Consider the following 13,023-nt stretch of genomic DNA (forward strand, 5'->3'; position numbering starts at 1 on the left):
GATTCTACGGGGTCTCCTCGCAGGCCAGCGGCGCCAGGTCGGGCCGCTTCGGCGCCCGGCCGTCCCCCGAGGACCGGCCGGTCAGCCGGCGCCCGATCCACGGGACCAGATGCTGCCGGGCGAAACGCAGATCCGCGCCGCGCCGCGCGTACCAGTGAGGTGGGACAGCGGGCGGCAGCGGAGCATCCCAGTCCGACGCGGCCGGGTACCCCAGCCGCTGCCAGACCGCCTCGGCCACCCGGCGATGTCCCTCACCGGTCAGATGCAGCCGGTCATCCGCCCACATCCGGGTATCGCCCAGGGCCTCGGAGGCGTAGAGATCGACGACGAGCGCGCCATGCCGCGCCGCCAGCTCATCGATGAAGTCGAAGAGCCGCTCCATCCGTGACCGGCCTCGCTCCTGCAAGGGGCCGCGCCGTGCCGGGCTGCGCATCAGGACCAGCCGCCGGCAGCCGGGTGCCAGCTTCTCCACCGACTGTTCCAGCAGCCCGCAGACCCGGCCCATATCGCACTTGGGGCGCAGTACGTCGTTCAGCCCGCCGACCAGCGTCACCAGGTCAGCGCCCAGTGCGGCGGCGGCGTCCACCTGGTCATCGGCGATCTGCTGGATCAGCTTGCCGCGCACCGCGAGGTTGGCGTAGCGGAAGTCGTCCGTCCGGGCGGCCAGCCGGGCCGCGAGAAGGTCCGCCCAGCCCCGGTACGTACCGTCCGGGAGGGCGTCCGACATGCCCTCGGTGAACGAGTCACCGAGGGCGGCGAAGCTGCTGATCCGGGGTGCGGTCTCCATGGCGGGGCCATCGTAACCGGTTGCCCCGGTCAATGATTTATCCGGTGGGAGCCCGCCCCACCAGTTCCCGCAGCACATCCTCCATCGTGACGAGCCCAGCGGGCCGCCCGTCCGGGCCGATCACCGCCGCCAGATGTGTCCCGCTGCGGCGCATCGCTCCGAGCACATCATCCAGCGGCGTGGCGGCGCGTACCCGGGCGATCGGCCGCAGCGCGGCCACCGGGAACGGCAGGTCGCGCGGCTCGGCGTCCAGCGCGTCCTTCACATGCAGATAGCCCACCGCCCGGCCGCCGCCGTCGACCACGGGGAAACGTGAGAAGCCGGAGCTGGCCGAGAGCCGTTCCAGCTGCTCCGGCGTCACCCCCAGGCGGGCCGCGACCACGCGCTCGCTGGGCCGCACCACCTCGGCCACCGGGCGGCGGCCCAGCTCCAGGGCGTCCCGCAGCCGCTCGGTGGACCGTTCGTCCAGCAGCCCGGCCGCACTGGAGTCCGTGACCAGCCGGGCCAGCTCATCGTCCGAGAACACCGACTCCACCTCACTCCTCGGCTCCACCCGCAGCAGCCGCAGCAGGGCGTTCGCCAGGGCGTTGATGCCGAAGATCACCGGCCGCAGTGCCCGGGTCAGCGCCACCAGCGGGGGGCCGAGCAGCAGCGCGGTGCGCTCCGGCTCTGCCAGCGCGATGTTCTTCGGGACCATCTCACCGAAGAGCATGTGCATATACGTCGCAAGCGTCAGCGCGACCACAAAGGAGATCGTGTGGCCCAGCGGCCCCGGCACCCCGGCGGCGTGGAAGGCCGGCTCCAGCAGATGCGCCATGGCGGGTTCCGCGACGATGCCCAGGACCAGAGTGGTCAGGGTGATGCCGAGCTGGGCCGTGGCCATCAGCTCCGAGAGGTGCTCAAGCCCCCACAGCGCCCGCCGGGCTTTGCGGTCGCCTTCGTCGGCGCGCGGTTCGATCTGGCTGCGGCGGACCGAGATCAGGGCGAATTCCGCCCCCACGAAGGTGGCGTTGAACCCGATCATCAGCGCACCGATGAGCAGCTGGATCAGGGTCATCGTCCCGCCTCCTCAGGCATGTCCTGCCCTGTCCCGGCCCCGTCCAGTGGAGCCCGCAGCCGGGCCCGGGCGGCCCGCCGCCCGCTCGCGTCGACCACGTCGATCCGCCATCCGGCCACCTCGATCCGGTCACCCTCGTCGGGGATCCGGCCCAGCTCGGTGGCGATCAGCCCGGCCAGCGTCTCGTACGGCCCCTCGGGGGCGCGCAGCCCAATGGCCTCCAGCTGGTCGGTACGGGTGGCGCCGTCGGCGTCGTAGACCTCGTGCCCCTCGGCGTCCGCGCCGACCGGGGCCAGATAAGGGGCCTCCTGCGGATCGTGCTCATCGCGCACCTCGCCGACGACCTCCTCGACGATGTCCTCCAGCGTCACCACACCCGCTGTGCCGCCGTACTCGTCGATCACCACACCCATGGTGCGGGACCCCGACAGCCGGTCCAGCAGCCGGTCGACGGTCAGTGACTCGGGCACCAGCAGCGGCTCGCGCAGCAGCTCGCCAAGTGGCTGCCGGGCCCGCAGCTCGGCGGGGACGGCCAGCACATCCTTGATGTGTGCCACGCCCACCACCTTGTCCAGGCTGCCGCTGTATACCGGGAAACGGGACAGGCCGGTCACCCGGGTGGCGTTGGCGACATCCTCAGCCGTCGCCTGCACATCCAGCGCGGTGACCTGCACCCGCGGCGTCATCACATTCTCGGCGGTCAGCTTGGCGAGATGGAGGGTCCGTACGAACAGCTCCGCGGAGTCCGCCTCCAGCGCCCCTTCCTTCGCCGAGTGCCGGGCCAGCGCCACCAGCTCCTGCGGGGAACGGGCGGAGGCCAGTTCCTCGGTGGGCTCCAGACCCATATGACGCACGGTGCGGTTGGCGGTGTTGTTGAGGTGCCGGATCAGCGGACGGAACGCGGCGGAAAAGGCCCGCTGGGAGGTGGCGACCCGCTTGGCGACCGGCAGCGGGCTGGAGATCGCCCAGTTCTTGGGGACCAGCTCACCGACGACCATCAGCACCACCGTCGAGATGCCGGTCCCCAGCGCCAGCGCCACGGAGGAGGCGGCAGCGGCGGGCAGCCCCACTGCCCGGATCGGCCCGGCCAGCAGCGCCGCGATGGACGACTCGGCGAGCATGCCGATGATCAGCCCGGTCACGGTGATGCCGAGCTGGGCACCGGAGAGCTGGAAGGTGAGGGAGCGTACGGCCTTCAGCGCACTGGCGGCGCCGGGCTCACGCAGCGCGGCGGCCCGCTCCAGCTCACTGCGCTCGACCGTGGTCAGCGAGAACTCCGCCGCGACGAACACACCGCAGGCGAGGATCAGCAGCAGGGCCAGAGCCAGGAGGAGAACTTCGGTCATCGGGTCACCTCCGTCCCATGATCAGGGAGGGGGCGAAGGTTTGCTCGATGTCTGCAACTAGGAGGCTCGCCCATGAGCGGACGCTGACCCCTTTCCATGGGTTCTCAGTCGAATAGGTGGACGATGCGTCCCAGAATACGGGAGACGGCACAGGGTGGTGACGCCGGGAAGAACGGCCGTCACAGTTGTTTGATCCACCGGCTCCACCCCGCCGCGCCCCACGCCCGGTGCGCCAGCTCGTTACGGTCCAGCACCATCGCGTCGCCTGACAGCGCCATCCATCGAATCCTGGCAGCTCACAAACTTGTTTCCTGCCCGTGCTCACAGCGGATTGACCCAGCGCCGCCAATGGTCCTCGCGATGGTAACCAGCCGCAGCGTGAGGAAGCCGTCGCGCTCTGTGAGGAGCAGGGCTTCGGGGTCTACGTACGGGCGCTGAAAGGGGGAAGTCAGAGGGGCCCTCGCCGGTTGGCCGGGGCCGGGCCGGGTCTTAGCGCCACCTGATCACGATGGGCACGGCACCCTGCCGGGTGTGAGGAGCTCTTGGGCACGGTGCGGCACCATCGCGGCCGGGCACGGAGCGTAGTGCGGGAGCGCGGCGGGGGCCGTTCGAGCTGGAGCCCGCGGTACGCGGTCCAGGCGCACGAGGGGCGCGGGCTCACGTCGTCTCGGGGGGAATGGCCTGTTCCGTCCAGATGATCTTGCCGGTCTTGGTGTGGCGGGTGCCCCAGCGGCGGGTGAGTTGCGCGACGATCAGCAGCCCGCGCCCGCCCTCGTCCGTGGTCCGGGCGTGGCGGAGGCGCGGCGAGGTGCTGCTGGCGTCGGAGACCTCGCAGATCAGGGCACGGTCCCGGATCAGGCGCAGACAGATCGGTCCGGTCGCGTGGCGGATGGCGTTGGTGACCAGTTCGCTGACGATCAGCTCCGTGGTGAACGACAGGTCGTCCATGTCCCACTCCGACAGCTGTCGGCAGGCGAGGGTGCGGGCATGGGCGACGGCGGCCGGGTCGCTGGGCAGGTCCCAGGAGATGACCCGGCTGGAGCCGAGGACGTGGGTCCGGGCGAGGAGCAGGGCGGCGTCGTCGGACGGGGGACCCGTCAGCAGGGCGTCGACCACGTGCTCGCCGGTCTCCTCCAGCGTGGGCCTGGGCACCGTGAGGGCATGGCTCAACCGGGAGAGCCCGACGTCGATGTCCCGTTCCCAGGCCTCGATGAGGCCGTCTGTGTAGAGGGCGATCAGGCTGCCCGGGGCCAGCTCCAGCTCGACGGACTCGAAGGGCAGGGACCCGAGGCCGAGCGGCGGTCCGGCCGGCAGGTCCAGAAGTTCGGCGCGGCCTTCAGGGCCGACGATGACCGGCGGGACGTGGCCGGCCCGGGCCAGTGTGCACTGGCTGCTGACGGGGTCGTATACGGCGTACAGACAGGTGGCCCCCATGAACGCCCCAGGACTCCCGTTGCCGGACGTCGGCGACTCCTCGGCGCCGTGCGCGCCCATGAGGTCGATGACCAGGTCGTCCAGGTGGGCCAGCAGCTCGTCCGGAGGAAGATCCAGGTTGGCGAGCGTGTGCACCGCCGTGCGCAGGCGCCCCATGGTCGCCGCGGCGTTGATCCCGTGTCCGACCACGTCCCCGACGACCAGGGCGATCCGTGCGCCGGAGAGCGGAATCACATCGAACCAGTCGCCGCCCACACCGCTTGGTGCGTCCGCCGGGAAGTACCACGAAGCCGCCTCCAGTGCAGAGCCTCCGGCCAGCTCCTGCGGCAGCAGGTAGCGCTGCATCGAACGGGCCGCGGCGCGCTCACGGGTGAAGCGGCGGGCGTTGTCAACACACACCGCCGCACGGGAGACGAGCTCTTGGACGAGACGTACGTCGTCCTCCTCGAAGGGGCCCAGTCGCCGCGTCCGGACGAACGTCGCCACCCCGAGGGTGACGCCGCGAGCCCGCACCGGTACCACCATCGTCGTGCGGAGCCCCAGGGCGCGGATGACGGCGCCCATCGACGGTTCCTCGCGCGCCCACGCACTGGTGTGGGCGTCCAGGGCCGGGTCCACCAGGGTCCTGCCTGCCAGCAGGCAGGACGTCACGGGCGACGAGGGGCCGCGCTGGACCGCCTGCCCCACGGCCAGGCTCGACTCCGGCATGCCCTCGTGCACCGACTTCTGCCCCGCGCGGCGTATGACGGGTGTGATGTCGACCGGTCCGGGTGCCGGTTCCTCACCCCTCATGACCGAGTCCAGCAGGTCGACGGCGACGAAGTCGGCGAGGGACGGCACGGCCTCGTCGGCCAGTTCCTGGGCCGTCACCGTCACGTCCAGGGTGCTGCCGATACGGGCGCCGGAATCGTTCAGCAGGGCCAGGCGTTCCTGGGCCCGCCGACGCTCGGTGACGTCGATGATCATGTACCAGATGCCCACCGGGCGGCCCTGCCGGTCCTTCATCCCGAAGAAGGAGGCCGAGTACGCGCGCTTCCGGGCGGCTCCCGCGTCACCGAAGCCCTGGAACTCGTAGTCCATCACCGGAACCCCGGTGTCCAGGACCCTCCGCATCCTCTCCGCGAAGGCCTCCGCCTCCGGACTGGGCAGCACCTCCTTCACCTGCCGTCCCAGCCGTCGCTCAAGGGGCGCCACACGCTCCAGTACGCTGTTCACCCAGACGTACCGCAGATCCGTGTCCAGGACGGCCAGGCCGAACGGTGCGTGGGCCAGAAACGGTTCGAGCATCAGCTGGCTCGCCCCGCCTCCCGGCACCCGCCAGAAGGCACGTTGCGGCGGTCGGCCGACGAACCTGCCGAAGAGCAGTGCGGCGACCGTGGCGGCCAGCACGCCCGGGATCATCTCGTAGATGCCCGACTCCAGCGGCCCGAGCAGCGGATTGATCTTCTTCCAGAAGAGCACCGTGGCCGCGCCCGACATGATGCCGGCCATGGCCCCCGCCCATGTCATGCGCGGCCAGTACAGCGAGAGGAGGACGACCGGTCCGAAGGCGGCTCCGAAGCCCGCCCAGGCGTAGGCGACGATGTTCAGCACCCCGCCGCCCCCCAGCGCGATCACACAGGCGACCAGGATCACCGCCACCACGGCACCGCGACCGGCCCACACCAGCGCCTTGTCCGTGGCCCGCCGGTTGAGGAACGCCCGGTAGAGGTCCTCCGTGAGGGCGGTGGACGACACAAGGAGCTGGCTGTCCGCGGTCGAGATGATCGCGGCCAGTACGGCGATCAGCATCACCCCGGCGACCCAGGGGTTGAACAGTGTCCGGCTCAGGACGATGTAGACGGTCTCCGGGTTGGCCAGGGGGGCGTCGAGCTGCCCGATTCCCACCAGACCGACGAGCGTGGCGCCGACGAGCACGACGAGCACCCAGCCTGTTCCGATACGCCGGGCCGCGGGGACCGAACGGGTACTGCGGATGCCCATGAAGCGGGCCAGGATATGCGGCTGACCGAAGTAACCGAGGCCCCAGGCGAGCAGCGAGATGATCGCGACGGCGCCGAGCGGCCCGCCCGCCGTCCACTGGCCATTGGCGAACGTGGCCTCGGCCCCCATGTCCAGCAGGGCCGGTGTCTTGGCGTCGAGGGCGTCGCCCAGCGCCCCGAAGCCCCCGAGCGCCCCGACCCCGAGCACGGAGAGCACCAGCAGGGCGAGGAACATCAGGGTGGCCTGCAGCACGTGCGTCAGGCTTACGGCGAGGAAGCCGCCGAGGCACGAGTAGATGACGATCACCAGGGCGGTCAGGGTCACCGCGAGCGCGAAGTCGACGTTGAAGACCTGCTCGAACAGCAGGCCGCCGGCTACCAGACCGCTGGCGACGTAGACGGTGAAGAACACGACGATGACCGCCGCCGAGACCATCCGGAGCGTCCGGGTGCGGTCCTCGAACCGCTCCTCCAGGTAGGCCGACAGGCTGACGGCGTTCCCGGCGCGCTCGGTGTAGGTGCGCAGCCTCGGCGCGACGAACAGCCAGTTGAGGTAGGTGCCGACCGCCAGGCCGACCGCGATCCAGGTGGCGCCGATGCCGGCCGCGTACACAGCTCCCGGAAGCGCCAGGAACAGCCATCCGGACATGTCGCTGGCCCCGGCGGACAGGGCGGCGACCCGCGCGCTGAGCCTGCGGCCGCCCAGGGCGAAGTCGGTGAAGGTGCGGGTGTGCTTGTACGCCCAGACGCCCACTCCGATCAGGGCCACCACGTAGACGACGAAGGTGACCAGGATCGGCGGACTCAACTCGAACATGTGCTCCTCGCCGACAAGGCCGATGACCCCGGCACCGTCGTGGGCGGGTCTGGGGCCTTGCACCCTGGCATAAATCTACAGATTCAGGCTGATACGCGGCGACCGGAGCCCTTCTCCCGGGGACCGTCGGCTTCTTCGTCCAGTCGGTCGACGACGAGCATGGCCACATCGTCCGCGAGTCGGCCTCCCGTGTGGAGGATCAGTCCCAGGTGCAGTGCCTCCAGGAACTCCGGAGGAGTACAGGCAGGCACGGCCTCCATGGCCTCCGGCACGGGGAAGAACCTGTTGTCGCTGTCACGAGCCTCGTTCACCCCGTCCGTGTGCAGCAACAGACGGTCACCGGGCTCGAACGGAAAGCTCTCGGCCTTCGCGGGCGGGCCGGCGACGAGGTCCTCCAGGCCGAGGGGCGGCATCGGGGAGGCGGGGAGCAGCTCCTGAGCCGTGCCCCGGTGCAGCCGCACCGGTGGCGGATGACCGCAGTTGACCACCTGGACCTCATGGCTGTCCCGCACCTCGGCCAGCAACGCGGTGACGAAGCTCTCCCCCGGCTCCTCCCCCTGCCCGTCCGGATCGGAGGAGCCCGGTATGTCGCCCTCCCGCCGCAGCGCGGCCGCGCAGTGGTCCATCACCTCCACCAGTTCGTCCTCGTAGTGCACGGCCTCCCGGAACGCGCCCAGCACGGCCGCGGCCGCACGCACGGCGGGCAGCCCCTTGCCCCGGACGTCCCCGACGATCATCCGGACGCCGTAGCGGGTCGGCACCGCCTCGTACAGGTCGCCGCCGATCTGTGCGCCCGTCTCCGCCGCGAGGTACATGCTGGCCGCCCGCACCGGGCCCAGCCACGTGGGCACCGGCCGCAGGATGGACTCCTGCGCGGCCACGGAGATCCGGCGGACCTGGTCGAGCTCGCTCTGCCGGCGCGATCGCATGGCGTTGCTCGTGATGACGCTCGCGACGGTCACCACGAGCAGGCCGAGGATATTGCTGGCAGCCTGCGAGTCGCCCCAGGAGTGATGCAGCGTGGCACTTATCACGGTGACGGACAGCGCCCCGGCCGCCGCCGAGAGGATGCCGGTGGGACCCATCGTGAGCGAGGCCAGGGCCGGCATCGCCGTGAGGAGTGGGCCGGTATACACAACGTGTGCGGGGGAGAGCTCGATCGCGAGTCCGAGCAGTATGATCACGAAGGGCACACACTGCGCGAATCTGAAAACGACCCGGCTGTGACCGGCCGCTCCTGGGGGATGAGCGGAGCGGAAGGGCGACCGCATGCCTACAGCCTGCCTCGCTGACGCCGGGGAAGCTACTCCAGCAGGGCGAAAACGACCGGCCGCGACCGCGTCGGCGACGGGGTGACGGTCCGGGCGGGAACTGGGGAGCTCCCCCCGGCCCCCAGCGCCCAGAGCGCTCCACCTCACTCATGCGCGATAGCGCCCAGCACATTCATCCGGGACGCCCGCAGCGCCGGCAGCAGCGCGGCCACCAGACCGACGACCACCGAGCCGATGACGACCGCGATCACGGTCGACCACGGGATCGCCAGCGTGGTCATCCCCTCCAGCGCGAGCACCCGCTGCACCGCCAGCCCCCACACCAGCCCAAGCCCCAGCCCCAGTACCGCACCGAACACGGCGATCACCACGGACTCCAGCCGGATCATCCGGCGCAGCTGGCGCCGGGAGAGCCCGATCGCCCGCAGCAGCCCCAGTTCCCGGGTGCGCTCGACCACCGACAGGGCGAGGGTGTTGACCACACCCAGCACCGCGATGATGATCGCCAGCCCGAGCAGGGCGTAGACGAGGTAGAGCAGCACCGCGATCTGCTCCCGGATCAGCTCCTTATAGTCGGCCAGATCACGCACCTGCACCTGGGGGAAGCCGGCGAGCGTCTTCTCCAGCCCTTCCCGCAACTGCTGCACATCCGTGCCGGCGGCGGCGTTGACCAGCAGTGCCGCTTCCTGCCCGCCGGGCTGGTACCGCTCAAGCGTGCCCAGACCGATGAGCACCCCGCCTTCGGCGCCCGGGCCGCCGCCCGCGTCGTCCCGGGTCAGCGCGCCCACGGTCAGGTCGGCGCGCTTGCCGGTGATGAACGCCGCCTCGACACGTGAACCGATGCGCAGGCCGTGCCGGTCGGCGAACCGTTTGTCCATACCGACCCGGCCCGGGGCGAGCGCGGCCGCCGAGTCACCCGCCGCGTACTCCACATCGATGACCTCGTCCAGCTCCGGGTCGGCTGCGGCACCGGTGGTACGGACCGTGGTGCCGTCCGGCAGCGTGAGCCGCAGTGGCGCATAACGCTGGCGCACCACTGTGCCCGCCCCCTCCACCTGCCGTACCTTCTCGGTGATCTCCTGCGGGAACGGCGCGAAGTTCTCGTTCTGCACCACGAAGTCAGCGCCCAGCGCCTTGTCGATCTCCTCATCGAAGGAGGCGGTCATCGACGCCCCCGCGATCGACATCCCGGTGACCAGCGCGAGCCCCACCATCAGCGCGGACGCCGTGGCGCCGGTACGCCGCGGATTGCGCAGCGCGTTGCGCTGGCTCATCCGGCCCACCGGGCCGAATATCCGGGGGAAGGCCGCGCCCAGCACCCGGATGACCGGGCGGACCAGGAGCGGCCCGGCCACCACCGTGGCGACCAGGGTGAGCACCACGCCGAGCAGCAGCAGTGAGCTGGCCTGCGACAGCTCCCCGCTGGCGGCGCTCCCGCCCAGCGCCAGAGCACCCAGCACCGCGACGGCAAGCCCGGCGAAGGCCCGGTTCCGCAGCGGCCTGCCGGTGCCGGTCGCCTCGGCATCGGCGAGCGCGGCCATGGGAGAGACCTTCGCGGCACGCAGCGCGGGCAGCAAGGCGGCCATCAAGGTGACCCCGATGCCCACGGCATACGCCGCCACCGGCGTCACCCAGCGCACCTGCATCTCGGCCGCGTCGAGATGCATCCCGAACACGCCCATCAGCTTGATGAGCCCGTAGGCCAGCGCGATCCCGGAGACCAGCCCGAGCGTGGCGCCCACCAGCCCCAGCAGCAGCGCCTCGGCGAGCACGGAGCGCCGCACCTGCCGTCGGTCGGCGCCCAGCGCGCGCAGCAGGCCCAGCTCCCGGGTGCGCTGGGCGATCAGCATCGAGAAGGTGTTGACGATCAGAAAGATGCCGACGAGTACCGCGACTCCGGCAAAGCCGAGCATGACGTACTTGATGATGTCGAGGAAGGTACCCAGCTCGGCCGCGGCGGACTCGGCCTGTTCGTCCGCGGTCTTATAGGTGTAGTCATCGCCCAGCTCGGCGGCGACGCGCCGCTTGAGCTCGGCGTCGCTCACCCCGGGGCTGGCTTCCACCGCGATGGCGGTCGCCGCGTCCTTGTCGTCCAGCAGCCGGGTCTGGGCGGCAGGGGTGTCCAGGAACACCAGCGTCGCACCGGGGTTGGTGGTGGTGAAGGTGGTGATGCCGACGATGTCCACCGGGAAGGTGCCGGGCGCGGCGATGATCCGCAGCCGGTCGCCGATCGCGACATTGTGGCGGTCAGCGGTGTCCTTGTCGATGAGGGCCTCGCCGTCGCCGTGTGGCGCTCGCCCATCGGACAGCTCGACGGGACTGCGGTCGGACACGTACCAGTTGACAGCGATCGACGGCGCCCCGGTGCTCGACCCCACCCGTTCGTTGTCAGCGTCAATGACGGTGACGTTCTCCGCGTCGACTTCGATATCCGCCCGTGCGACGCCGTCCACAGCGGCGACCCGGTCTCTGAGGTCCGCGGGCACGGTCGGAATACGGCCCGATGGCAGGTTGGCCCGCTCGCCGAACTCGCTCCTGGGCTCCACGGACACATCGGCTGCCGTTGAGGCGAAGAGCCGGTCAAAGGTGCGGTTGACGGTGTCGGAGAAGATCAGGCTCCCGGCGACAAAGGCCACCGAGAGCAGTACGGCCAGGGCGGACAGCAGCATCCGGCCCTTGTGGGCGAAGAAGCTGCGCAGCGTGGCTCTGAGCACGCTGACCTCAGGTCTTCCGTGCTGCGTCGGACCGTGCTGTGCGTACGGTGTCGAAACGCTTCATCCGCTCCAGCACCGCCTCCGCGGTCGGGCGTGGCATCTCGTCCACGATGCGGCCGTCACCGAGGAACAGCACCAGGTCCGCGTGTCCGGCGGCGCTGGGATCATGGGTCACCATCACCACGGTCTGGTTCAGCGAGTCAACGGCCTCCCGCAGGAAGCTCAGCACCTCAAGGCTGGAACGTGAGTCCAGGTTGCCGGTCGGCTCATCAGCGAAGATCAGCTCCGGCCGGGAAGCCAGCGCACGGGCGCAGGCGACCCGCTGCTGCTGACCGCCGGACAGCTCCGCCGGGCGGTGGCTGAGCCGGTCACCGAGCCTGAGGGTGTCGATGACCTGGTCCACCCACGCCCGGTCCGGTGTGTGTCCGGCGATGTCCATGGGCAGCGTGATGTTCTCTCCCGCGGTGAGAGTCGGCAGGAGATTGAACGACTGGAACATAAAGCCGATTCTGTCGCGGCGCAGCCGGGTCAGTTCCCGCTCATTCAATCCGGTGATCTCGGTCTCGCCCAGCCACACCTGCCCCGAGGTGGCGGTGTCGAGCCCCGCCAGACAGTGCATCAGCGTCGACTTCCCGGAGCCGGACGGCCCCATCACGGCCGTGAAACGGCCGCGGAAGATCTCCACATCCACCTCGTTGAGCGCCAGTACGGCGGTCTCCCCGGTGCCGTACGCCTTGGTCAGCGCGGCGGCGCGGGCAGCGAGCCGCTCGCCCTCCGCGAGGGAATGGGTCTGCTCCGCTGCCGGTGTGGACATCGCGCCTCCCCGTATCGGGACGGTCCAACGGGTCGGCCACGGCTGGCCGACCGTAATGGCCCTGCAAGACGCCGAGAGTAGAACGCGCGGCCGGCCCGCCGTAATCCCTCCATGGGTCCAGGTCGGCCTCATGGTCTCGTACCTGGGGATGAGAGGCTTGCGGTAGCTAGCGGGTAAGCGCTAGCTTGTGGTATGGCCAAGACTCAGCTGAACGTTCGAGTGGACGAGAGCACCGCTCAGACCGCGCGCGAACGCGCTCTGCGGCGCGGTATGAGCGTAAACCGCTACATCGAGGAGCTGGTACGGCAGGACGCGGGCGAGGTGGGACACACCTTCGTCGAGTCGGCCGCCGACTTCATGAAACAGTACGAATCCGTTTTCGCGGAGGAGTTCGGCCAGGAGCACGAGGGTCGTCAGCGTACGTGAACCTCCGTATCGACCTCGCCTGGCTGCTCATCATCGCCGAAGAGAAGACCCCCGGCGATCCCCGGATCACCGACTACGGTGCCCTGATCGCCGCGGTCAGCAGGCATGAAGCCGCCATATTCGACCGCCCCGTCTACACCGACCCGCAGAGCCGTGCCGCCGCGCTTCTCCAACTGCTGCTGCACGTCCCCGCCCTCGAACGCTCGAACGCGATGTTCGCCTCCGCCGTCGCCTATGGCTACCTCGTTGCCAGCGGCCTGAAGGTTGTCACCTCACCCGAGCAGATCCGCGACCTGGCGCGGCTGGTCAAGGACGGCACCGCGGATATCCACGCCATCGCCGACGAACTGCGCACCTGGAGCCACTAGCCTCCGG

General features: G+C 70.3%; 9 protein-coding genes. 2 read left to right on the forward strand and 7 right to left on the reverse strand.

All coding sequences use genetic code 11. The features are described 5' to 3' along the window. Positions 1–4: 4 nt before the first annotated feature. From test1122_RS26035 to test1122_RS26065, 7 genes are all read right to left on the reverse strand, one after another. Positions 5–787: an SGNH/GDSL hydrolase family protein gene (locus test1122_RS26035; RefSeq protein ID WP_232271612.1), complete on the reverse strand. Its 783-nt coding sequence runs from the start codon at positions 785–787 to the stop codon at positions 5–7. Between the two features lie 37 nt (positions 788–824). Beyond that, on the reverse strand, positions 825–1,844 hold the full coding sequence (locus test1122_RS26040) for a hemolysin family protein (protein WP_232271613.1): 1,020 nt from the start codon (positions 1,842–1,844) through the stop codon (positions 825–827). After that, positions 1,841–3,190: a hemolysin family protein gene (locus tag test1122_RS26045; RefSeq protein WP_232271614.1), complete on the reverse strand. Its 1,350-nt coding sequence runs from the start codon at positions 3,188–3,190 to the stop codon at positions 1,841–1,843. The genes test1122_RS26040 and test1122_RS26045 overlap by 4 nt, the downstream gene beginning before the upstream one ends. 657 nt (positions 3,191–3,847) lie before the next feature. Then, positions 3,848–7,423 (reverse strand): sodium/proline symporter PutP, encoded by a 3,576-nt coding sequence (gene putP / locus test1122_RS26050; RefSeq protein ID WP_232271615.1) that lies wholly within the window; start codon positions 7,421–7,423, stop codon positions 3,848–3,850. A gap of 83 nt (positions 7,424–7,506) precedes the next feature. Continuing rightward, positions 7,507–8,616 carry a PP2C family protein-serine/threonine phosphatase gene (locus tag test1122_RS26055; protein ID WP_232271616.1) on the reverse strand — a complete coding sequence of 370 codons (1,110 nt, stop codon included), beginning with the start codon at positions 8,614–8,616 and terminating at the stop codon, positions 7,507–7,509. 221 nt (positions 8,617–8,837) lie between these two features. Next, positions 8,838–11,408, reverse strand: coding sequence for an ABC transporter permease (locus tag test1122_RS26060; RefSeq protein WP_232271617.1), 2,571 nt, complete (start codon positions 11,406–11,408; stop codon positions 8,838–8,840). 7 nt (positions 11,409–11,415) lie between these two features. Then, the gene (locus test1122_RS26065) at positions 11,416–12,222 is read right to left on the reverse strand and encodes an ABC transporter ATP-binding protein (protein WP_232271618.1); all 807 of its coding nucleotides are present in this window, start codon (positions 12,220–12,222) and stop codon (positions 11,416–11,418) included. A gap of 192 nt (positions 12,223–12,414) precedes the next feature. On the opposite strand from test1122_RS26065, the gene test1122_RS26070 reads away from it, so the two are divergent. Together test1122_RS26070 and test1122_RS26075 are read left to right on the forward strand one after the other, a co-directional pair. Then, positions 12,415–12,648 (forward strand): antitoxin, encoded by a 234-nt coding sequence (locus tag test1122_RS26070; protein WP_232271619.1) that lies wholly within the window; start codon positions 12,415–12,417, stop codon positions 12,646–12,648. Further along, complete coding sequence (locus tag test1122_RS26075) at positions 12,645–13,016, forward strand: fic family toxin-antitoxin system, toxin component (protein ID WP_232271620.1); 372 nt, start codon at positions 12,645–12,647, stop codon at positions 13,014–13,016. The genes test1122_RS26070 and test1122_RS26075 overlap by 4 nt, the downstream gene beginning before the upstream one ends. Positions 13,017–13,023: the final 7 nt, after the last annotated feature.

Source organism: Streptomyces gobiensis (assembly GCF_021216675.1).
In the GTDB taxonomy this organism is placed as follows: domain Bacteria; phylum Actinomycetota; class Actinomycetes; order Streptomycetales; family Streptomycetaceae; genus Streptomyces; species Streptomyces gobiensis.

What these genes read in the sequence shown, in the direction of transcription:
- test1122_RS26045 (WP_232271614.1), bottom strand. Translation starts at nt 3,190, where the DNA reads ATGACCGAAGTTCTCCTCCTGGCTCTGGCCCTGCTGCTGATCCTCGCC.
- test1122_RS26065 (WP_232271618.1), bottom strand. Translation starts at nt 12,222, where the DNA reads ATGTCCACACCGGCAGCGGAGCAGACCCATTCCCTCGCGGAGGGCGAG.
- test1122_RS26070 (WP_232271619.1), top strand. Translation starts at nt 12,415, where the DNA reads ATGGCCAAGACTCAGCTGAACGTTCGAGTGGACGAGAGCACCGCTCAG.
- putP (WP_232271615.1), bottom strand. Translation starts at nt 7,423, where the DNA reads ATGTTCGAGTTGAGTCCGCCGATCCTGGTCACCTTCGTCGTCTACGTG.
- test1122_RS26040 (WP_232271613.1), bottom strand. Translation starts at nt 1,844, where the DNA reads ATGACCCTGATCCAGCTGCTCATCGGTGCGCTGATGATCGGGTTCAAC.
- test1122_RS26035 (WP_232271612.1), bottom strand. Translation starts at nt 787, where the DNA reads ATGGAGACCGCACCCCGGATCAGCAGCTTCGCCGCCCTCGGTGACTCG.